Below are 21319 nucleotides of genomic sequence, written 5' to 3'. Positions count from 1 at the left end.
ACCGGCGGGTTGCGACTACTCTGCGATGAGGATCATGAGGACCACCTGGCCGGAACGCGTGCGCAGGCCCTCGGCGGGCCGGGTGCTCGCCGTGGCCTCGGCCGCGCCCGCGCTCGTGCTGGCGGGCTGGCTGCTCGCCGGGCTCCCGCTGCTCCTGCTCGGCTGGTTCCGGCCGCTCGCCGCCGTCCCGCTGGGCCTGGCCGCCGCCGCGCTGCTGTGCCGGTACGGCCTGCGCCGCCCGCCCGGGAGCGGGTCCGTGCCGGGGTCCGGGTCCGTGCCGGAGGACAGGTCCGGATCCGGGTCCGTGCCGGAGAGCGGGCCGGGGCAGGCGGCCGGGATCGGGGGGGCGACCCGGTGGCAGGCGGCCGGGGTGCTCGCCGTCGCGGCGGGTTCAGGACTGTTCAACGCGCTGCTGCACAGCGAGCAGCTGATCGTCCGCCGCGACCCCGCCACCTACGCGCAGTACGCCGTCTGGCTGGCAGAGCGCGGTTCGCCGCCGATCCCGTACGGCGAGGCGGCCTTCGGCGGGCCGGATCCGGCGCTCCGCTTCGACAGCGTGGGCTTCTTCGACCACGGCGGCGCGGTGGTGCCGCAGTTCATGCCGGGGCCGCCGACGGTCTACGCGATCGGCCACTGGCTGGGCGGGCTGGACGGCCTCCTGCTGACCCCGCCGGTGCTGGGGGCGCTGGCCGTGCTGGTGTTCGCCGGGACCGCCGCCCGGCTGGCCGGGGCCCGGTGGGCGCCGCTCGCCGCGCTGGCCCTCGCGGTCTGCCTGCCGCTCCTCTACACCTCGCGGACCACCTTCAGCGAGATCCCGTCGCTGATCCTGCTCTTCGGCGGGCTCTCGCTGCTGCTGGACGCCCGCTCCCGGACCGGGGCCGCGCTGGCCGGGCTGGTCTTCGGGCTGGCGGTGCTCGTCCGGATCGACGGCCTGCGGGACGTGCTGCCGGTGCTGGCCTACGCGGGCCTGCTGATCGCGCTGCGCCGGGCAGGTGCGTCCGGCGGCTCCGGGGCGGGGGAGCGGTCCGGTACGCCGGAGCGCGGCGCGTCCGCGGAAGGCGAGGACACGCCGGACGGGCGGTTCGGCCTGCCGCTGCTCGGCGGGCTGCTGGCGGGGGCCGGTCTCGGCTTCGCCGCCGCGTTCCTGCTGGCCGAGCCGTACCTCGACTACCTCGCGGCGTCGTGGCGGCCCCTGCTGGCCGTCTGCGGCGCCGTCCTGCTCTGCACCCTGGCCGCCGCCGCGCTCGCCCCCCGGCTGGCGGGCCCGCTCCGCCGGGCGGCCCGCGTCCGGTGGCTGCCGGAGGCCGCGGCCGGGCTGGTGGCGGCGGTCATGGCGGCCTTCGCCCTCCGGCCCTGGCTGCAGACCGTGACCCGCCGGGCGGTCACCGACGAGGACCGGACGACCGCGGAGTTCATCGAGAAGACGCAGGCGGCCAACGGGCTCGCCGTCGACGGCTCCCGGCTCTACTACGAGGACGCGCTGCACTGGGCGGCCTGGTACGTCGGCGTTCCGGCCGTGCTGCTCGCCACGCTGGCCGCCGCCGTCCTGGTCCGCAGGCTCGTGCGGGGGGCGGCGCGCGCGTGGCTGCTCCCGCTGGCGGTGATCGGCTGGACCACGGTCACCACGCTCTACCGCCCGGCGATCACCCCCGACCACCCGTGGGCCGCCCGGCGGCTGGTCCCCGTCGTGCTGCCCGGCCTGATCCTGCTCGCGGTCTGGGGCCTGCGGCGGATCACCGAGGCGGTCCGGGACCGGGGACACGGCCCCGGCGCGCGCAAGGGCGCCGCCGTCCTCGGCGCGGCGCTGCTGGTCGCGCCCGCCGCCGTCACCTCCATCGGGACCGCGTTCACGCCGGTCGGGCGGGGGGAGCGCGCGGCGGTCGAGGCGATGTGCGCGTCCCTTCCGTCGGACGCCGCGGCGCTCATCGTGGAGCGGGTCACCGCCGACCGGTTCACCCAGCTCGTCCGGGGGGTCTGCGGCGTGCCCGCGGCCCGGGTCGCGGTCGTCCCCGGCACCGACCTGCCGCCCCCGGCCGACGTGACCCGGCTGATCGGCCGCGTCCGGGCGGCGGGCCGTACGCCGGTCCTGCTGGCCGCCGAGGCGGGCCAGCTCGCGCCGTACGGCACGCCGGTCCGGGTGATGGCGCTGCGCACCCGCCAGGACGAGCGCTCCCTCACCGAGGCGCCGAACGGCACCTGGTCGCTGTCCGTCGACGTCTGGATGACCGTGCCCTGAAGGGCCGGGATTCCCCCGCCTCCTGCCCGGCGTCTCCGCTCCGCTGACGGGTGGCGACCGTATGGTGATTTCTCCCCTGATTGGGCATAGTTTCTTGAATGTCGTCCGGGTATGAAGAGATCTCCTTCGGCGGTGGCGATCCGGATCGGGAGCCGTGGCTCCAGGCGTGGACGCGGGCGCATGCCCGGCTGCTGGCGGTCTGCTTCACGGTGGCGGCGGTGCTGGTGGCGGCCGGGACCGGGGGGCGCCACCTGTACGAGCGGTCCCGCGAGCCGCTGCCCCCGCCGGACGCGCCGTTCCCCGTCCAGGTGCGGATCGCGGCCCACCTGTGCGGCCTGGGCGCGGAGGCGTGGGCGTGCCAGGAGCGGCGCGAGGCGACGGAGGCCGACGGCCGGGCGGTCGAGGAGCGGATGCGGGCGATGCCCGAGCTGGCCGGGGCGGCCTTCGTGAGCAGGGAGGAGGACCGCCGCCGGACGCTGGCCTACTACACCGAGGCGGGCGAGCCGGAGAAGATCGAGCTCGCGTTCCTGCACGCGCGGGTCGAGGGGACGCTCCGCCGGAGTGAGGACTTCACGGCGGTGGCCGAGCGGATCGAGGAGCTCCCCGGGGTCAACCGGGTGCTGCGCGTGCCCACCGACTTCTGGGCGGGCAGGGCCGATTTCGCCGTGCACCTGTGCGGGACGGACGACTGGTCCCGGTACGCGTGCCCGAAGCACCGGCCCGCCGGGGTCACGGGGTCGGCGAGCGCGGTGGAGAAGCGGACGGTCCTCGACCGGATCCGGGACCTGCCCGGGGCCGGGACCGTCTACCTGGAGAGCCGCGACCACCGGGTCCGGCTGCTGCGGCACTACCACCCCGAGCGCCCGGCCGGCGACCCGCTGTTCCGGTCCGACCGGTCCTACGAGACCTTCTACGTCCGCTTCTCCGGCCCCGCCGACCTCCCGGCCGCCGCCGCGGCGCTGAAGTCCCTGCCGGGCGTCCGGTCGGTGGCGCCGGTCCGCGCCGGGGGGCACCCCGAGGGACACCCGCTCGCGGCGGACCGGACGGCCGTCTCCGGGTGCGGCGCGCCCCGTCCGGGGACGGGGGCTTGCCCGGCGGGGGAAAGATCGACATAGTCGGGCGGGTGAAGTCCGAGAAGCCGCCCGTGGCGGGGCCCGCGGCAGAAGCCCTCCGCGCCCTCCGGACCGGCGCCCTCCGGACCGGCGTCCGCCGGGCCCTGCTCGCCGCCCTCGCCGTCGCGGCCACCGTGTCGTCCACCGCCGCGGCGGGCGGGGCGGCCGGAGCCGCGAGCCGTCACCCCGCGGGTGCCGCGGCCCTGACGCCGGCGCCGGACGGGCCGTGGGCGGGCGGGCAGAAGATCTCCCCGCCGCCGGACGGACCCTGGCCGCAGGGCGCGACCTTCAGCGTGTTCCTCTGCAAGGCCGGTGACCCGTTCGAGAACTGCGGCGGGCGGGCGCTCACGGCGAAGCAGCGGCGCGCGCTCCAGGCGAGGCTGGAGGCGATGCCGGAGGTGGGCGAGGTGGAGTTCGAGTCCCGCCGGGAGGCCTACGAGAACTTCAAGGAGCACAACGCCGACGAAAAGGCTCTGATCTCGGCCATCAGCGCCGAGGACATACCGGAGTCGTTCCGGGGCACGCTCCACCGGCGGGCGGACAGAGCGTCGTTCGAGTCCGCGATGGAGAAGACGGCGGGCGTCTCCAGCGTCTGGGTCCTGGGCGGTCGGTTCTGGGAGGGCAAGGCGGACGTCAGGGTCACGCTGTGCGGGAAGAGGGACCCGGACGCGGAGGCGGACGATCCCTGCGCCGGGCGCGGCCCCGCCACGAGACGGGAGAGGGACGCGGTCGAGGCCGCCCTGAGCGGTATGCGGGAGGTCCAGCAGGTCTACGTCGAGGACGCCGCGCACGCCGGCCGGGTCTTCGACTTCTGGCTCATGCGCAGGAAATCCAGGGCCGAAGCGCACTCCGGGTCCTACTACGTCAGGCTCGTGAACCGGGAGAACGCGCGGGCGGTGGCCGGGTACGTCGAAGCCGTGCCGGGAGTGGCGGGCACCGAGATCGTCGACGCCGGCTGAACCGTGTGCGAGCCGCCCGAAGCGGGTGATGTGGGTCCGGGGTCCGGCCGGGCAGAGTATCCTCGCCTGCCGTGAGCACGCCCGAGACCCCCGAGAGTGGACCAGCTGTGGACGCAACGCCGTACGTCACGATCGTCCTGCCCTGCTACAACGAGCAGGACCACGTCATCGACGAGGTCGAGCGCATCTGCCGGGCCATGGACGGCAGCGGCTACACCTACGAGCTCGTGGCCGTGGACGACTGCTCCACCGACGCGACCCTGGCCCGGCTGCAGGAGGCCGCGCCGCGCTTCCCGAACATGCGGATCAGGGCGTTCCACCGCAACGGCGGCTCGGGCACGGTCCGCCGGATCGGCACGCAGGAGGCGCGCGGCGAGATCGTCGTGTGGACCGACGCCGACATGACCTACCCGAACGAGCGCATCCCCGAGCTGGTCCAGCTCCTGGACAAGGACCCCGGGATCGACCAGGTGGTCGGCGCGCGCACCACCGAGGAGGGCTCGCACAAGTTCCTGCGGGTCCCGGCGAAGTGGGTCATCCGCAAGATCGCCGAATGGCTGGCCGGGCAGAAGATCCCCGACCTCAACTCGGGCCTGCGGGCGTTCCGCAAGTCGGTGGCCCGGCCGTACCTGCGGCTGCTGCCGCCCGGGTTCTCCTGCGTCACGACGATCACGCTGTCGTTCCTGTCGAACCAGCACGACGTGTACTACCTGCCGATCGAGTACAGCAAGCGGGCGGGCACGTCGAAGTTCAGCTTCGTCTCCGACGCCTACCGCTACATCCTGCAGGTGCTGCGGATGGTCATGTACTTCAACCCGCTCAAGGTCCTCATGCCGCCGGCGATCTGGCTGGTCGCCATCGGCCTGGCCAAGGGCGTCTACGACAACGTCAAGACCCCGTTCTACCTGGCCAACAACACCATCATCATCTTCGTGACGGGGCTGCTGATCGGCTCGCTGGCGCTGCTGGCCGACCTCATCGTCCGCTCCCGCAGCGAGTAGGGGAGCGGGCGTGCGGATCGCGATCGTCGGGCCGACCTACCCCTACAAGGGCGGCGGCGCCGCGCACACCACCGAGCTCGCCCACCGGCTGCGGGCCGCCGGGCACGACGTGGTGATCGAGTCGTGGCGGGCGCAGTACCCCGCGTTCCTCTACCCGGGGCGGCAGACCGCCGACACCCCCGACGGCGAGCCGTTCGGGAACGTCCGCCGGGTGCTCGACTGGCGCCGCCCGGACGGCTGGGTCGCCTGCGGGCGGCGGCTGCGCTCGGCCGACCTGGTGGTCCTGGCCGTGCTCAGCCCGGTGCAGGTCCCGCCCTACCTGGGCATCCTGTACGGCCTGCGCAGCCGGGCGAAGGCGGCGGCTCCCCGCGTGGTGGCGCTGTGCCACAACGTGCTGCCGCACGAGCGCAAGCCGTACGACAGGCCGCTGATGCGGGCGCTGCTGCGCCGGGTGGACGGGGTGCTGGTCCACTCGCCGGCGCAGGCGGAGCTGGCCCGCGCCCTGGCGCCCGCGCCGGTGACGACGGCGCAGATGGCGCCGCACCTGCCGGCCGGGGAGCGGGTGCGGGCCGAGCCGGGGCCGGAGCGGCGGGTGCACCGGCGGCTGCTCTTCTTCGGGCTGGTCCGGCCGTACAAGGGGCTCGACGTGCTGATCCGGGCGCTGCCCGAGGGCGTCGCGCTCCGGGTGGCCGGGGAGTTCTGGGGCGGGCAGGCGCAGACGGAGGCGCTGGTCGCCGAGCTCGGGCTGGCCGATCGGGTGGAGCTGCGGCCGGGCTACGTGGCCGCCGAGGACGTGCCGGGCCTGTTCGCGGACGTGGACGCGCTGGTCCTGCCCTACCGCAGCGGTACGGCCAGCCAGCAGGTGTGGCTCGGCCACGAGCAGGGCGTGCCGGTGATCGCGACGCGGGTGGGCACGCTCGGCGACCACGTCACCGACGGGGTGGACGGCCTGCTGGCCGAGCCGGGCTCGGTGGAGTCGCTGCGCGAGGTGCTGGCGCGGTTCTACGCGCCCGGCGAGCCGGAGCGGCTGCGCGCGGGGGTCAAGGCCGTGGACCCCGGGCCCTACTGGGCGGCGTACGTCGAGGCGCTGGTCGCGGCGGCCTCCCCGGGCGGCTGAGCGGCCCGGCGGCCCAGCAGGAAGCCGATCCCGGCCCAGGCCACGTCGGTGAGGGTGAAGGCGAGGCGGGAGAGCACGGCGACGACCACGGCGTTGCCCGTGCCGACCGAGGGCGCGAGCACGAGGACCATCGCGCCCTCGCGCACGCCCACGCCCGCCGGGACGAACGCGGCGAGCAGGCCGCTCGCCCAGGCGAACGCGTAGGCCCCGGCGCCGAGCAGATAGGTGGAGAGGGAGAAGTCGCCGGTCAGGTCGCCGAGGACGAGCCAGGCGTGCAGGCCGTAGACCAGCCAGCCGGAGACCGTCCAGGCCACGGCGGCCAGCAGGGCGCGGCCGGGCAGCACCTCGTCGAGGGGGTCCCTGCGGGCCAGGCGCAGGACCAGGTTCAGGCCCCAGGTGAGGACCCCCGGGTGCAGGCAGACGGCGATCACCGGGACGATCAGGGCGAGGTACCACGCCTGCTCGGCCACCGACCGGGCGGTGAACGGCAGCGTGGCGGCGGCCAGCGCGACCGCGCAGCCGAGCGAGACCACCAGGGCGATCGAGGTGGCGCTGAAGGTGCGCCGGGGCGGGCAGCCGTGGTCGCGGCCCAGCTCCATCATCGCGGCGTAGGCCCAGACCGAGCCGGGGACGTACTTGCCGAGCTGGCCGACGAAGAGCACCCGCGCGGCCACCCCGAGCGGGAACGCCGAGCCGAGCCCGGCGACGACCCGCCGCCAGGCGACCATCATCAGGCCGGCCCCGGTCGTCACCGCCGCGCACGCCCCGGCCGGCGACCACCACGACAGCCGGGCGAGCGCCGAGACGGTCCCGTCCCAGCTGCGGTGCAGGCCGTACCCGGCGAAGGCCAGGGCGACCAGTGCCAGCAGGACCCGGAGCAGGCGGCTGGACCGCAGACGGCTGAGCAGGCGGCCGGGCAGGCGGCCGGGCAGGCGGCTGAGCATCCGCTCAGGGTACGACGTGAGGGTTACCCGGCGGTAGGGTCGCGGCTCGCCGGTAGCCTTGGGCACCGCGCAAGCAGGCGGACGAGGAACGGTGGGACGGATGGCGACGGGCAGGGCGGGTGCGCAGCGGCAGGCGCAGCTGGAGTACTCCGAGTTCCAGGCGGCGATGCTGGACGAGGAGAAGCGCCGCAGGAAGGCCGCGAAGATCGTGGCCGTGCTCGGCCACTTCCTCGGCCGGGACACCGACGTGCTGAAGGGGCTGACCGTCGCCGACATCGGCTGCTCGGCCGGGTTCATCGCCGACGAGCTGGCGGAGGCGGGCGCGGCCCGGACGTTCGGCGTGGACATCGACGTGCCGGGCCTGCGCAGGGCGGCCGGGCGCTTCGGCGACCGGGTCGCGTTCGTCTGCGCGGACGGCACCGCGCTGCCCTTCCCCGACGGCTCGATCGACGTGCTGGTCTTCAACCACATCTACGAGCACGTGGTCGACCCGGACGCGATCATGGCGGAGATGCGCCGGGTGCTGTCCGACGAGGGCGTGCTCTACCTGGGCCTGGGCAACCGGCTCGGGGTGATGGAGCCGCACTACAGGCTGCCGTTCCTGTCCTACCTGCCGCCCGCGCTGGCCGACCGCTACGTGCGCCTGTCCGGCCGGGCCGACAGCTACTACGAGCGCTACCGGACCCGGCGCGGCCTGCGCAGGATGGTCCGCGGCCTGCGGGTCTGGGACTACACCTTCCCGGTGCTGGCCACCCCGGCGGCCTTCGCCGGCTCCGAGCTGTTCCCCGGCGCCGTGGGCCGCGCCGCCGAGGCGGTGCTGTCCCGGCTGCCCCGCGCCGTGCTGCGCGCGCTGCTGCCGGTGGTGCCGACCTACCTGTGGGTGGCGACCAAGAGCACCCGCCGCCCGGCGGGGGCGCGCCTGCCGCAGCCCCCCGACCCGGTCGTCCCGCGGTGAAGCGGCTGGTCCGGATCGCGTTCCTGCTCGCCGCGCTGGGCTTCGGCACGTGGGCGGTGGCGGGCCAGTGGGAGGCCGTGCGGGCCGGGTTCGCCCGGCTGTCGTGGACGGCGCCGGCGCTCTCGCTGGTCGCGGTGGTCGCCGCGCTGGGCGGCGGGATGCTGACGTGGCGGGCGCTGCTGGCCGACCTCGGCTCGCCGCTGCCGGTGCGCCCCGCGGCGAAGGTCTTCTTCGTCGGCCAGCTCGGCAAGTACATCCCCGGCTCGCTCTGGCCGGTCGTCGCCCAGATGGAGATGGGCCGCGAGCTGGGCGTGCCCCGCTCGCGCAGCGCCGCGGCGTTCTTCCTGACGCTGCCGGTCCAGCTCGGCAGCGGGCTGCTGGTGTCGGCGGTGACGCTGCTCGCCGCCCTGCCGGGCTCCGCGGCGCCGTACGCGTGGGCGTTCCTGCTGGTGCCCGTGCTCGCGGTGGCGCTGGAGCCGCGGGTGGTCAACGCGGTCATCGGGTTCGGGCTGCGCAGGCTCGGGCGCGAGCCGCTGGAGCGCGCGCTTACCCGGCGCGGGATGCTCACCGCCCTGGGCTGGGCGCTGCTCGGCTGGACCGCCTACGGCCTGCACCTGGCCGCGATCCTGTACGAGCTGGGCCCGTCCGGCCCGTCGGTGGCGGTCTTCTCCGTCGGCGCGTTCGCGCTGTCCTGGTGCCTGGGGATCATGACGTTCGTGGTCCCGGCCGGGGCCGGGGTGCGCGAGGTGGCGATGGTCGCGGTGCTGGCGCCCGTGCTGGACCGCGGACCGGCCATCACCGCGGCGCTCTGCTCCCGGATCGTGATCGTCCTCGGCGACCTGCTCTGCGCGGGCGCGGCCGGACTGGCGGCCCGGCTGGCGGCGCGACGGACGGCCCGGCGGACGGAGCACCCGGACGCGATGGCGACCAGCGAAAAGACCGGTGATTGATCCCACGCTTGCGGCGGCTCTCCCCGTATGGTGAAGCGACGTGGGAACGTCGGGTCCCACGCGGCCGGTCGGGGGAGTGATCCCTATCAACGGGCCGTCGAACAGTGGGCTAACCTCTCGGAATGGCGGAGACCCCTTTGTCGGATCTTGAGGCGATCCTCCTCGTCGGAGGACGGGGGACGCGGCTGCGTCCCCTGACGCTGGGCACCCCCAAGCCGCTGCTGCCCACGGCGGGGGTCCCCTTCCTGGCGCACCAGCTCGCGCGGGCCCGCTCGTTCGGGGTGGGCCGCATCGTGTTCGCCACGTCCTACCGGGCGGAGATGTTCTCCGAGGCGTTCGGGGACGGCTCGGCGTTCGGGCTCTCCATCGAGTACATGACCGAGGAGACCCCGCTCGGCACCGGCGGCGCGATCCGCAACGCGGCCGAGGCGCTGACCTGCGGCCCGGACGCGCCCGTGCTGGTGCTCAACGGCGACATCCTGTCCGGGCACGACATCGGCGACCAGGTCGCCCGGCACGTGTCCCGCGGGGCCGCCGTCACGCTGCACCTGACCGAGGTCGAGGACCCCTCGCGCTTCGGCTGCGTGCCGACCGACGCGGAGGACCGGGTCACCGCCTTCCTGGAGAAGACCCCGAACCCGGTCACGAACCTGATCAACGCGGGCTGCTACGTCTTCACCCGCTCGGTGATCGACGCCATCCCGGAGGGCCGGGTCGTCTCGGTCGAGCGGGAGACCTTCCCCGGGCTGATCGAGGACGGCGCCCTGGTGCTCGGCTACGCCGACGCCTCCTACTGGCTGGACGTGGGCACCCCGGCCGCCTTCGTCAAGGGCTCGCGCGACCTGGTCCTCGGCCGCCTGGCCTCGCCCGCGCTGCCCGGCCCGCCCGGCGACCTCCTCGCCCTGCCCGGCGCGACGGTCTCGCCCGAGGCCAAGGTCTCCGGCGGGTCGGTGGTCGGCGCCCACGCGGTCGTGGAGGCCGGCGCCCGGATCACCGGGAGCGTGCTCGGCGACGGCTGCGTGGTGCACGCCGACGCGGAGGTGGTCGACTCGGTGGTCGGCGCCGGGGCCCGCGTCGCGTCCGGGACGGTCCTGCGCGACGTGGTCATCGGCGACGGCGCCGTGGTCGGCGCCGGCAACGAACTCCTGGCGGGCAGCCGGGTCTGGCCCGGCGTGGTGCTCCCCGAGTGCGCGGTCCGCTTCTCCAGTGACGTCTGAGCGCCACCGGTGAACGGCAGCACCGCTCCGGCGGCGTCGGGGACGGCGCCGGTGAGCGTCGCCGCCGTCCCGGCGGCGCCTGCGCACCGCGGGGCGGGCGGCGCGGTGCCTCCGGCGGCGCCGGTGATCGCCGTGCCGGAGCGGTGCCTGCGGTGGGACGGGCCGCTCGACGTCGAGCTGGTCCTGCAGCCGTGCCGGCGCGGGAGCGGCGACCCGACCTGGCGGAGGACGCCCGACGGGGCGGTCTGGCGGACCTGCCGGACTCCCGGCGGTCCCGGCACGCTCCGGGTCGCCCGGCGCGGCGGGGAGGTCACGGGGACCGCCTGGGGGCCGGGGGCCGAATGGCTGCTGGAGACGCTGCCCGCGCTGCTCGGCGCCGGGGACGACCCGTCGGGGTTCGTCCCGGGGCACCGCGTGCTGCGCGAGGCGGCCCGGCGCCACCCCGGTCTGCGGATCTGCCGGACCTCCCGGGTGCTGGAGGCCCTGGTGCCCGCCGTGCTGGAGCAGAAGGTCGTGCTGGCCGAGGCCCGGCGGGCGTGGCGGTGGCTGCTCCTGCGGTACGGCGGGCCCGCGCCGGGACCCGCCCCCGAGGGCATGCGGGTCTTCCCCGAGCCCGAGGTCTGGCGGTCGATCCCGTCGTGGGACTGGCACCGGGCCGGGACGGAGGCCGTACGGGCCCGGACGATCGCGAACGCCGCGCGGCACGCCGAGAAGCTGGAGGCGGCGCAGGACAGCGCGGAGCTGGATCGGCTGCTGCGGGCCCTGCCCGGCATCGGGGTCTGGACGTCGGCGGAGGTGCGCCAGCGCTCGCACGGCGACCCCGACGCGGTCTCGGTGGGCGACTACCACCTGCCGTCGCTGGTGGGCTGGTCGCTGGCGGGGGAGAAGGTCGACGACGCGGGCATGCTCCGGCTGCTGGCCCCCTACCGGGGGCACCGCCACCGGGTCAGCCGGCTGCTGAGACTGGGCGGGGTGCGGCCGCCCGCTCGCGGGCCGCGGATGCCGGCACGGGACTACCGGTCGTTCTAAAGCCGCCGGTCCCGGACCCGTGGGGCTCCGGGTCGGCCGGTCTCCAGTCACGACCGTCGCGCGTGTCGGCTCCGATCAGCGGGGCGAGGACGGCGACGGCGGCGAGGGCGACGAAGAACCAGATCATTTCCTGCTCCTTGCGGGGTGTTCCGGTGGGATGCCTCTAGTTTATGCAAGCGCAAGCATTTACGTCTATCGAGACTTGCTTGAGTGAACCGTTTAGCATTATTCAAATGATCTCGCGATCCGCCCGGGCGCGCGGACGTGTCGGCGTCGGGGCGGTGGGTTCAACGGTCCACCTTCGCGCCTTCTATGTCAATTTTTATTAGTTTTAGACTGGCGGGCGCGCCGCCCGGCCGGCGGAGGCCAGGGACGCCGGTCCCGGAGCGTTGACCTAATGTGCGTACATGAGCGCCACTCCCACCGATGCCGCGATGCGCCGGGCCCTGGCCCGGGCGCGCGACGGCAAAGCCCTCGATCTGTCCGAGGCCACCGTCCTGCTGCACGCCAGGGACGCCGATCTGGAGACCCTGCTCGGCCACGCCGGACGGGTCAGGGACGCGGGGCTGGAGGCCGTCGGCCGGGCGGGGATCATCACCTACAGCCGCAAGGTCTTCATCCCGCTGACCCGCCTGTGCCGCGACCGGTGCGGCTACTGCACGTTCGCCACCGCCCCGCACAAGCTCGACAGCGTGTTCATGAGCCCCGACGAGGTCGTGGAGATCGCCCGGCAGGGCGCGGCGGCGGGCTGCAAGGAGGCGCTGTTCACCCTGGGCGACCGGCCCGAGGACCGCTGGCACCAGGCCCGCGAGTGGCTGGACGCGCACGGCTACGACGACACGCTCTCCTACGTGCGGGCGATGGCGATCCGGGTGCTGGAGGAGACCGGGCTGCTCCCGCACCTCAACCCCGGCGTGCTGACCTGGCGCGACCTGCAGCGGCTCAAGCCGGTCGCGCCCTCGATGGGCATGATGCTGGAGACCACCTCGCGCCGCCTGTTCGAGGAGAAGGGGCAGCCCCACCACGGCTCGCCCGACAAGGACCCCGCCGTGCGGCTGCGCGTGCTGGAGGACGCCGGACGCTCCAACGTGCCCTTCACCAGCGGCATCCTGATCGGCATCGGCGAGACGGTGCAGGACCGGGCCGAGTCGCTGTTCGCGCTGCGCAGGACGGCCCGCGAGTACGGCGGGATCCAGGAGGTCATCGTCCAGAACTTCCGCGCCAAGCCCGACACGGCGATGCGCGGCATGCCCGACGCCGACCTGCAGGAGCTGGCCGCCACGATCGCGGTGGCCCGCCTGGTCCTGGGCCCGAGGACGCGCCTGCAGGCCCCGCCGAACCTGGTCGACGCCGAGTACGGCCTGATGATCCGGGCCGGGATCGACGACTGGGGCGGGGTCTCGCCGCTGACGCCCGACCACGTCAACCCCGAGCGCCCCTGGCCGCAGATCGACGAGCTCGCCGCCCGCACGGCCGCCGCCGGGTTCACCCTGCGCGAGCGGCTGACGATCTACCCGGAGTACGTGCTCGCCGGCGAGCCCTGGCTCGACCCGCGGCTGGCCGTCCACGTCGCGGCCCTCGCCGACCCGGCGACCGGGCTGGCGAGGGAGGACGCCGAGATCGTCGGCCGTCCCTGGCAGGAGCCCGACGGCGGCTTCGCCTCCTCCGGCCGGACCGACCTGCACACGGCCGTCGACACCGAGGGACGCACCGCCGACCGCCGCGACGACTTCGACCACGTCTACGGGGACTGGGAGGCGCTGAAGGAGCGCCTGCCCGCCGCCTCGCCGACCGCGCCGCCGGGCGGCTCCGGAAGCGGCGGCGCCGTCCCCGGGGACGTGCTGCGGGCGCTGCGCCGGGCGGAGGCCGACCCCGCGGGGCTGACCGAGGCCGAGGCGCTGACCCTGCTCGGCCTCGCCGGGGGGCCCGACGGGGCCGGGGCCGACGACGCGGGGCTGGACGAGCTCTGCCGGATCGCGGACGGCCTGCGCCGCGAGGCCGCGGGCGACGAGGTGACCTACGTCGTCAACCGGAACATCAACTTCACCAACGTCTGCTACACCGGCTGCCGGTTCTGCGCCTTCGCGCAGCGCCGTACCGACGCCGACGCCTACACGCTCTCGCTCGACCAGGTCGCCGACCGGGCCGAGGAAGGCTGGCGGGCCGGGGCGACCGAGGTGTGCATGCAGGGCGGCATCCACCCCGACCTGCCGGGCACCGCCTACTTCGACATCGCCCGGGCGGTCAAGGCGCGGGTGCCGGAGATGCACGTCCACGCGTTCTCCCCGATGGAGGTCGTCAACGGCGCCGGCCGGACGAACCTGTCGGTCGCGGACTGGCTGACCGCGGCGAAGGAGGCCGGCGTCGACTCCCTGCCGGGCACCGCGGCGGAGATCCTCGACGACGACGTGCGCTGGGTGCTGACCAAGGGCAAGCTGCCCGCCGCCGAGTGGGTGGAGGTGATCACCACCGCCCACCGGCTCGGCATCCCGACGACCTCCACGATGATGTACGGCCACGTCGACACCCACGCCCACTGGGTCCGGCACATCCGCCTCATCCGCCGCATCCAGGAGGAGACCGGCGGGTTCTCCGAGTTCGTGCTGCTGCCGTTCGTGCACCACAGCGCGCCCATCTACCTGGCCGGGATCGCCCGCCCCGGCCCGACCGCGCGGGAGAACCGGGCCGTGCACGCGCTGGCCCGGATCCTGCTGCACGGCGCGATCGGCAACATCCAGTGCTCCTGGGTGAAGCTCCGCGACGACCTGTGCCGCCAGGTGCTCTCCGGCGGGGTCAACGACCTGGGCGGCACGCTGATGGAGGAGACGATCAGCCGGATGGCCGGGTCGGAGAACGGCTCGTTCAAGACGATCACCGAGCTCGCCGCCATGGTCGCCCCCACCGGGCGGCCGGTGCGGCAGCGGACCACCTCGTACGGCGTGCCGGACGCGGAGCGGCTGGCCGCCTCGGCGGCCAGCGACGGGGTTTGTCAAAGCGTGCGTAACTTCGTGCCGCTTGATCGTCTATAACAAGTTCTCTGGTGACTTGCGCTTCATAAGGGAAGTATTGGGAGAATTATCACTCCCCTGAAGCGAGAGGTCCCAGCGTGCCCTCTTCCGGTCGACATCGCGTGGCCGCCGGCGCCGAGAGGCGCCGGCACCAGGCACTGACACGTGTTTCACTCGCCGCGGTGGCTCTGGCGGTCGCCGCCGCCGGAATCGTGGTGGTGGTCACCGACCGGATCGGTGCGGGCTGCTCCGGGGAGCCGGTCCTGGTGGACGTCGCCGCCGCGGTGGACATCGCCCCCACCGTGATGGACGCGGCCGGGCGGTTCAACGCGGGCAGGACCGAGGTCGACGGCCGGTGCGTGCTGGTCCAGGTCACCGAGCAGCCCCCGGCCACCGTGCTGCGAACCCTGATCGGGGACACCGCGGGCGTGCTCGCCTCCCGGCCGGACGGCTGGATCTCCGACTCCTCCGCCTGGATCCGGCTGGCCCGCAAGCAGGGCGCGGCCGACCTGGCGGGCACCGAGACCGTGATGGCCACCTCGCCCCTGGTCTTCGCCACCCGGACCTCGCTGGCCAGGCGGTTCGCGGTCGGCAGGACGGAGATGAACTGGCGGATGGTCTTCCCGCCGACCACCCGGGGCCGCGTCCAGCCCACCGAGAACGAGCCCGACGTGGTCCGCGTCCCCGACCCGTCGCTCGCCGGGGCCGGCATCGCCACCGTGGCCGCGGCCAGGGACGTGGTGGGCAGCGGCGCCGAGGCCGACCGGGCGCTCACCGCGTTCGTCCGGTGGGCCCAGGCCGGGGCGGCGCCCGACTACCGCAGCATGCTCGACGCGATCGACGAGCGCTCCTTCTGGAAGCGGCCCGTCGTGATCGTCCCCGAGCAGTCGGTGTGGGAGCACAACCGGCGGCCCTCCGCCGACCCGCTGGTCGCGCTCCACCCGCGCGAGGGCACTATCAACCTCGACTACCCCTACGTGGTCACCTCCGGCGACCCGGACAGGGCGGCCGGCTCCCGGGCCTTCGCCTCCTGGCTCCGCTCCGCGCAGACCCAGGACGCGGTACGGCGGGCGGGCTTCCGCTCGGCCGACGGCAGCCTGGGCCCCTACTCGCCCGGTCCCGAGATCCCCACCGCGGCGCCCCGCACCCGCCCGGCCATCGTGCCCGCGGTGATCGACGAGGCGCTGGAGGCGTGGAGCCGGCTGGCCCCGCCGACCAACATCCTGGTCCTGGCCGACGCCTCCCGGCACATGGCCGAGCCGATCAGGGGGGAGAAGGGGAGGACCAAGCTGACGGTCGCCCTCGACGCCGCCCGGCTGGGCCTGCAGCTCTTCCCGCACTCGACCCACATGGGCATGTGGGAGTTCGCCGACGCCAAGGGCGCGGGCGGCGACCACCGCGAGCGGGTGGGGCTCGGCCCGATCACCGAGTCCGAGGACGGGCGGGTGATCCGGCGCAGCCGCCTGGAGGAGCTCACCCGGACCCTGCGCGCCGACCCCGGGCGGGCCAGTTCCCTGCACGACTCGATCCTGGCCGGGTTCCGCGAGGTGACCGAGGCCTACGACGAGGGCATGAACAACACGCTCCTGGTCATCACCGCGGGCAAGGACGACGGCAAGGGGATCTCCGGCGGGGAGCTGGCCGAGAAGCTGCGCGAGGAGTGGGACCCGCAGTACCCCGTCCAGGTCGTCGTGCTGGCCTTCGGCGACGACCTCGACCGCGCCACCCTCGACCGGGTCGCCTCGATCACCAACGGCTCCCTGCACGTCGCCCGGGAGCCCGGCGAGATCATCGACGTCTTCCTCTCCGCCCTGGCCCGCCGCCTCTGCCACCCCACCTGCCGCAAGGCCTGACTTCCCCGGCCCGCATCCGGCAGCGGCGAATGGCCACCGGGGGAGGCCGTACCCGGCCCGGCCGCCTGGACCCGGCGAAGGGCCGGTCCACCGGCAGGACGACCGGACCTGCGGCGCTTCTCGGCGGAGAGGTCCGGCAGATTCCGGCTGAGCCATTCGGCGGGAGATGTAGGCGTGGGAACGGGGGCATGATGACGTGTGTGAATGGAGAACCTGGGTTGTGGGGTGACGAGGACGGTCTCTCGTGGGATGACGTGGAAGAGATCGTCCGACATGCCACGCCGGTGGAGGTCGTACGGGATCGGCGGAGTGTTCGGGTCGAATACCGGCGCCTGCGTCACGGCTGGCGTGCGGTCTCGCCGGATCTGCCCGATCTCGATGTGCGGAGTCGGACGCTTGCCGATGCCAAGCGCCTGGTTCGGGAGGCGTTGGAAGGGTGGCTCGACCCTCAGGCGACGATCGTGGACCGGGTCGTCCGGAGCGATTCTCAGACCTGGACGACCCCTCCGCTGCTCCTTCCGTTCCAAGGCGGAGGCGGGGCCTCGGCGGCGTCGGCTACCGGAACTTCCACCACCCCCTCCTGAATATCGAGTTCGTGCAGGAGGGCGTCTGATCGGAAGTTGAAGGCCGCAAACCCGGTCCTTCGAAGCCGGATAAGGCCGATGCGTACCCGTACGCTTAACACGATCAAGCGGTATCATGTCAGCCATGTCCCGGATCGTGAAGCGTGCCTACAGGTACCGCTTCCATCCCACTCCCGAGCAGGCCGCACTGCTGACGCGGACGTTCGGGTGCGTGCGGCTGGTCTGGAACAGGGCACTGGCCGAACGCACCCGCCGCTACAAGGACGAGGGCGTCTCCACCTCGTATGTGGAAACAGCCAAATGGCTCACCGCCTGGAAGCAGGAGCCCGGCCTGGAGTTCCTGAAGGACGTTTCGAACGTCCCCTTGCAGCAGGTGCTTCGCGCTCAGCAGGTGGCGTTCAACAGCTTCTTCGCCAGGCGCGCCCGCTACCCGCGGTTCAAGTCCCGCAAGAAGTCCCGGGCGTCGGCGACGTTTCAGAACAACGCTTTTTCGTTTCGGGACGGCGCGCTGAAACTGGCGAAGATGGACGCGCCTTTGGACATCGTCTGGTCGCGTCCGCTTCCGCGGGGCGCGGAGCCGTCCACGGTGACGGTGTCGCGTGACGCGGCCGGGCGCTGGTTCGTCTCCCTGCTGGTGGAGGAGGCGATCCGCCCGCTCGATCCCGTAGAGCGGTCGGTGGGCGTGGACGCCGGGATCACGTCCCTGCTCACGCTGTCGACCGGCGAGAAGATCACCAACCCGAAGCACGAGCGGGCCGACCGCGAGCGCCTGGCCAAGGCGCAGCGCAACCTCGCCCGCAAGGCGAAGGGCTCGAGCAACCGGGCCAAGGCGCGGATGAAGGTCGCCCGCGTCCACGCCCGGATCACCGACCGCCGCCGCGACTTCCTGCACAAACTCACCACACGGCTTGTTCGCGAGAACCAAGTGATCGCCGTGGAGGACCTGACCGTCCGCAACCTGGTCAAGAACCACTCGCTGGCGCGCGCCATCTCCGACGCCTCCTGGCGAGAGCTGCGGACGATGCTGGAGTACAAGACCGCCTGGTACGGACGGGAACTGCTGGTCGTCGACCGCTGGTTCCCCTCCTCCAAGCTGTGTTCCACGCGGGGATGCGGTCATGTCAACGGCGCCATGCCGCTGAACGTCCGGGCCTGGACGTGCCCGCAGTGCGGCACCGTCCACGACCGGGATGTCAACGCCGCGAAGAACATCCTCGCCGCCGGGCTGGCGGAGAGGTAAAACGCCTGCGGAGGGCTGGTAAGACCGGTCCCGGAGTTCTCCGGGGAGGCGCGGCCCGATGAAACAGGAACACCGACCCGCGAGGGAAGGAGCCCCGGGCCTTCAGACCCGGGAGGATGTCAAGCAGGCATTCATTGTGCTGTGCGATGCGGCGCAGCATGACGGTTCCAGTGGAAAGATCAACATATTGGGTGGCGACTGGTCGGCCACCGACACGAAGCTGCCGCAGAGTGCGCTGGCGGTTTTCGTCCGCGCGTCCTGGGAGGAGGCGGCCACACGACGGGCCTTCGCCCTTCGGCTGCTCGATGACGATGGCAGGCCCGTCACTGCCGGAACTCCGGGGAAGGAACGGCCGGTCGAGTACAGCGGAGCCATGGAACTCAGTGGCGCAGCGGCCACGGTCGATGACGCCGTCCGGTCAGTCGACATCCACAACAGCTTCGCCGTCACGGTTCCCCGGCTTCCTCTGCTGCCAGGCCGGCGTTATACGTGGAGCCTCGAGGTCGACGGACGGGTTCTCACCTCGGTGGCCTTCGCTGTGACATCGGATGCCGGAGCAGACCCCGAGAGCTGAAGCCTGCGTTGAGATCCGATGATGCGGTTGGCCGGGCGTGATCATCGTCGGAGGCCTGCGGGCCGCTTCGCCTGTTGACCACCGGATGGTAAGCCACGATGTCGGGGCGGTCCGTCGCCTCTCCTGCTCCACCTGTTCGGAGGCCGGGGCGCCGGTGAACGCCTCATCGCAGGAACCGCCGCGCGCCGCGCAGCCTGGTGCGGAGTCGCCGCCGGGTCGTGCCGCACTCCAGGCGCACGTCCAGCGGGCCGGGCACGCCGGAGTCCGCTCGCCGGCCTGAGGGCAGCCGGTCCGGGTCGAGTCCGTCGCGCCGGGCGATGAGCAACCCCAGCTCGTACCGGCTCACCGCGTCGGCTCCGGCGACGTGGTGGACGCCGTGATACCCGGACACGGCGAGTTCGAGGAGCGCCGCGGCGAGATCGGCGACGTGCACGGGGCACCGCACGTCGTCGGTGAACAGCACTCCCTGCCTCCGGCCGGTGGCCAGGGAATGCACCAGCGCCTCGTGCGGGGAGCCGCCGTCGCCGATGATCAGGGATGTCCGGGCTATCACCGAGGTCGGCGCGATCGCGGTCACCGCCGTCTCGGCGGCGGCCTTGGCCGCGCCGTACGGGGTGATCGGGTCGGGGGCGCACGTCTCGTCGTAGCGGATCGCGGCACCGGAGAAGACCGCGTCGCTGGAGACGTGGACCAGCCGCCCGCCCGCCGCGGAGACGGCGAGAGCCACGTTCGCGGCTCCGACGGCCGTGGTCGTCCAGTCCGCCTGCCGATACGCGGCGTTGACGACCGCCTCCGGGCGGAACGCGCCGATCAGCGCGTCGACGTCCTCCCGCCGGTGCACGTCGAGCGGCGACCACTCGACACCCGCGGTCTCTCCCGGCCGGGTCAGGTAGGTCGCGGCCACCTCGTGCCCGGCCGCCGAGCACCGCCGGACGAGTTCGCCGCCGAGGAGACCGCTGCCGCCGACGATGAGGAGCCTCATGACCGGCCACCGTAGCCGATCACACGACGACCTCCCGTGGAGGAGCGTAGATCGGCTCACGTCAACGAGCGTAAGTCGATTTACACTTCTCGGCTCGTCGGCTCCCGGAGCCCGAGGGCCCGCCCTACAGCACGACGGTGAAGTCGGCGGCGGCGCGGGGGGCGCGGTCGCGGGGCGGGGCGGCCGGGCGGCCGATGGCGACGGCGCCCATCGGATCCCAGTCCGCGGGCAGGCCGAGCACCTCGCGGACCACGTCCCGGCAGAACATGGTGGACGACACCCAGGCCGAGCCCAGGCCCTCCACGGCGAGCTGGACGAGGAAGTTCTGCACCCCGGCGCCCGTCGCGACGACGAACATCTCCCGCTCGGCCGCGTTGCGGCGGTCGTCGCGGTAGGTGTGCGAGCCGTCCATCACCAGGCAGGGCACGGCCAGGTAGGGGGCGTTCCGCAGCACGTCGCCGCGGCGGACCCGCTTGGCGATCGACTCCGCGGAGAAGCCGTCCCCGCGCAGGTCGGCGATCCACGCCTCGCGCATGGCGTCGAGCAGCTTCTCCCGGATCCCCGCCGACTCCAGCAGCACGAACCGCCACGGCGTGGTGTGGTGCGGCGCGGGCGCGGCGATGGCCGCCTCCACGGCCCGCCGCACCTTGGCGCCGTCGACCGGCTCGGCGGAGAACTCCCGGATCGTACGGCGGGCGAAGACCACGTCGCGCGAGCCGTACCGGAACATGTCCTCCTCGGACTGGCGGACCACCTCGCGGATGCCGGGGCCGTCGTCGGCGGTGGTGTACTCGGCCATGCCCCGCACGATCGCCACCGGGGTCTGGGCGAGCTTGCCCTTCACCAGGTCGCCGGCGGCCGCGAACTCGTCGGCGATGGCGGTCACGGTGACCTCGAGCGCGTTGCCGTGGTCGTCGGACAGCCCGCGGTAGTCGAGCATGGGCGGCACCCCGGCGACGCCGACGGCCAGGTCGGTCTGGCCGTTGCGCCAGGGGCGGCCGAAGGTGTCGGAGACGACCACGCCGACCGAGACGCCGAGCCGCTCCCGGATGCTCGCGCGCACGGCCCGGGCGGAGGCGTCGGGATCGGTGGGGAGCAGCACGATGGTGCCGGGCTCGGTGTTGGAGGCGTCCACGCCGGCGGCGGCCATGACGAAGCCGTGCGCGGTCTGCGCGATCACGGTCTCGCCGCGGCGGGCCACGACCCGGGAGGTCTCGTCCCGGACGGCCTCGGCGCGGGTGGCGTCCCGGCGGACCCGGCCCTCCGCCTTGCTCAGGATCTTGGAGGTGACCACGAGGATGTCGCCGTCGTGCAGGTCGGGGTGGGCGGCGGCGACCAGCGCGCCGATGTCGTCGCCCTCCCGCACCTCGGGGATGCCGTCGATCGCGAGGACCTCGATCCGGACCTCGGAGGGTTCGTCCTCGTCCTGCCGGAAGCGCCGGATCCTGCTCATCGGGTCTCCTCCCCGGTGCCGGTGCCGGTGCCGGCGGGGGTGCCGGTGCCGGTGTCAGCGGTGGCGGGGGTGCCGGTGTCAGCGGTGGCGGGGGTGCCGGTGCCG

At 73.8% G+C, this 21319-nt stretch carries 15 protein-coding genes and 2 pseudogenes; 13 read left to right on the top strand and 4 right to left on the bottom strand.

Features of this window, described 5'->3' with window-relative positions:
- Positions 1-34 precede the first annotated feature (34 nt).
- From HS045_RS03885 to HS045_RS03865, 5 genes are all read left to right on the top strand, one after another.
- Entirely contained in the window at positions 35-2236 is a 2202-nt protein-coding gene (locus HS045_RS03885; protein ID WP_196449786.1) for a hypothetical protein, read from the top strand.
- Positions 2237-2334: 98 nt separating this feature from the next.
- A complete protein-coding gene (locus tag HS045_RS03880) occupies positions 2335-3351 on the top strand; it encodes a permease-like cell division protein FtsX (RefSeq protein ID WP_196449785.1) in 1017 nt (338 codons plus the stop codon).
- 8 nt (positions 3352-3359) lie between these two features.
- On the top strand, positions 3360-4307 hold the full coding sequence (locus tag HS045_RS03875; protein WP_196449784.1) for a permease-like cell division protein FtsX: 948 nt from the start codon (positions 3360-3362) through the stop codon (positions 4305-4307).
- A 71-nt stretch (positions 4308-4378) separates the two neighbouring features.
- Positions 4379-5308 (top strand): glycosyltransferase family 2 protein, encoded by a 930-nt coding sequence (locus HS045_RS03870; protein ID WP_196449783.1) that lies wholly within the window; start codon positions 4379-4381, stop codon positions 5306-5308.
- Between the two features lie 10 nt (positions 5309-5318).
- Complete coding sequence (locus HS045_RS03865; protein WP_196449782.1) at positions 5319-6425, top strand: glycosyltransferase family 4 protein; 1107 nt, start codon at positions 5319-5321, stop codon at positions 6423-6425.
- Here the strand turns inward: HS045_RS03865 and HS045_RS03860 are convergent.
- The gene (locus HS045_RS03860; protein ID WP_230883417.1) at positions 6371-7369 is read right to left on the bottom strand and encodes a lysylphosphatidylglycerol synthase domain-containing protein; all 999 of its coding nucleotides are present in this window, start codon (positions 7367-7369) and stop codon (positions 6371-6373) included. The two genes, HS045_RS03865 and HS045_RS03860, sit on opposite strands and share 55 nt — an antisense overlap.
- A gap of 100 nt (positions 7370-7469) precedes the next feature.
- Between HS045_RS03860 and HS045_RS03855 the strand changes: the two genes are divergently transcribed.
- The 8 genes and pseudogenes from HS045_RS03855 to HS045_RS34145 form a co-directional block, all read left to right on the top strand.
- On the top strand, positions 7470-8324 hold the full coding sequence (locus HS045_RS03855; RefSeq protein ID WP_196449781.1) for a class I SAM-dependent methyltransferase: 855 nt from the start codon (positions 7470-7472) through the stop codon (positions 8322-8324).
- On the top strand, positions 8321-9274 hold the full coding sequence (locus tag HS045_RS03850) for a lysylphosphatidylglycerol synthase transmembrane domain-containing protein (protein WP_196449780.1): 954 nt from the start codon (positions 8321-8323) through the stop codon (positions 9272-9274). Before HS045_RS03855 ends, HS045_RS03850 begins: the two co-directional genes overlap by 4 nt.
- A 122-nt stretch (positions 9275-9396) precedes the next feature.
- The gene (locus HS045_RS03845; protein ID WP_196449779.1) at positions 9397-10491 is read left to right on the top strand and encodes an NDP-sugar synthase; all 1095 of its coding nucleotides are present in this window, start codon (positions 9397-9399) and stop codon (positions 10489-10491) included.
- 123 nt (positions 10492-10614) lie between these two features.
- Positions 10615-11520: a DNA-3-methyladenine glycosylase 2 family protein gene (locus HS045_RS03840; protein ID WP_196451034.1), complete on the top strand. Its 906-nt coding sequence runs from the start codon at positions 10615-10617 to the stop codon at positions 11518-11520.
- A gap of 434 nt (positions 11521-11954) precedes the next feature.
- Positions 11955-14549: a bifunctional FO biosynthesis protein CofGH gene (locus HS045_RS03835; protein WP_230883711.1), complete on the top strand. Its 2595-nt coding sequence runs from the start codon at positions 11955-11957 to the stop codon at positions 14547-14549.
- Between the two features lie 161 nt (positions 14550-14710).
- Positions 14711-16381 (top strand): substrate-binding and VWA domain-containing protein, encoded by a 1671-nt coding sequence (locus HS045_RS03830; protein ID WP_307827371.1) that lies wholly within the window; start codon positions 14711-14713, stop codon positions 16379-16381.
- Positions 16382-17089: 708 nt separating this feature from the next.
- Positions 17090-18205, top strand: a complete 1116-nt coding sequence (locus HS045_RS03825; RefSeq protein ID WP_196449776.1) for an RNA-guided endonuclease TnpB family protein — start codon at positions 17090-17092, stop codon at positions 18203-18205.
- A gap of 58 nt (positions 18206-18263) precedes the next feature.
- Positions 18264-18734: pseudogene (locus HS045_RS34145) on the top strand (hypothetical protein); the annotation flags it as partial.
- Here the strand turns inward: HS045_RS34145 and HS045_RS36370 are convergent.
- The 3 genes and pseudogenes from HS045_RS36370 to HS045_RS03810 all read right to left on the bottom strand — a co-directional run.
- Positions 18714-18824, bottom strand: a pseudogene (locus tag HS045_RS36370) (CxxxxCH/CxxCH domain-containing protein); the annotation flags it as partial. The pseudogenes HS045_RS34145 and HS045_RS36370 overlap by 21 nt on opposite strands.
- A 118-nt stretch (positions 18825-18942) precedes the next feature.
- On the bottom strand, positions 18943-19761 hold the full coding sequence (locus HS045_RS03815; RefSeq protein WP_196449774.1) for a sugar nucleotide-binding protein: 819 nt from the start codon (positions 19759-19761) through the stop codon (positions 18943-18945).
- A 124-nt stretch (positions 19762-19885) separates the two neighbouring features.
- Positions 19886-21214, bottom strand: coding sequence for a coenzyme F420-0:L-glutamate ligase (locus HS045_RS03810; RefSeq protein ID WP_196449773.1), 1329 nt, complete (start codon positions 21212-21214; stop codon positions 19886-19888).
- Between the last annotated feature and the right edge of the window lie 105 nt (positions 21215-21319).

Source organism: Planomonospora sp. ID82291 (assembly GCF_015711645.1).
Lineage (GTDB): Bacteria > Actinomycetota > Actinomycetes > Streptosporangiales > Streptosporangiaceae > Planomonospora.
This window is presented reverse-complemented; position numbering and strand designations above follow the sequence as displayed.

Excerpts from the sequence above, each read along its gene's own strand:
- HS045_RS03845 (WP_196449779.1), top strand. The coding sequence starts at position 9,397 with ATGGCGGAGACCCCTTTGTCGGATCTTGAGGCGATCCTCCTCGTCGGA.
- HS045_RS03860 (WP_230883417.1), bottom strand. The coding sequence starts at position 7,369 with ATGCTCAGCCGCCTGCCCGGCCGCCTGCCCGGCCGCCTGCTCAGCCGT.
- HS045_RS03885 (WP_196449786.1), top strand. The coding sequence starts at position 35 with ATGAGGACCACCTGGCCGGAACGCGTGCGCAGGCCCTCGGCGGGCCGG.
- HS045_RS03855 (WP_196449781.1), top strand. The coding sequence starts at position 7,470 with ATGGCGACGGGCAGGGCGGGTGCGCAGCGGCAGGCGCAGCTGGAGTAC.
- HS045_RS03810 (WP_196449773.1), bottom strand. The coding sequence starts at position 21,214 with ATGAGCAGGATCCGGCGCTTCCGGCAGGACGAGGACGAACCCTCCGAG.
- HS045_RS03815 (WP_196449774.1), bottom strand. The coding sequence starts at position 19,761 with ATGAGGCTCCTCATCGTCGGCGGCAGCGGTCTCCTCGGCGGCGAACTC.
- HS045_RS03880 (WP_196449785.1), top strand. The coding sequence starts at position 2,335 with ATGTCGTCCGGGTATGAAGAGATCTCCTTCGGCGGTGGCGATCCGGAT.
- HS045_RS03835 (WP_230883711.1), top strand. The coding sequence starts at position 11,955 with ATGCGCCGGGCCCTGGCCCGGGCGCGCGACGGCAAAGCCCTCGATCTG.
- HS045_RS03825 (WP_196449776.1), top strand. The coding sequence starts at position 17,090 with ATGTCCCGGATCGTGAAGCGTGCCTACAGGTACCGCTTCCATCCCACT.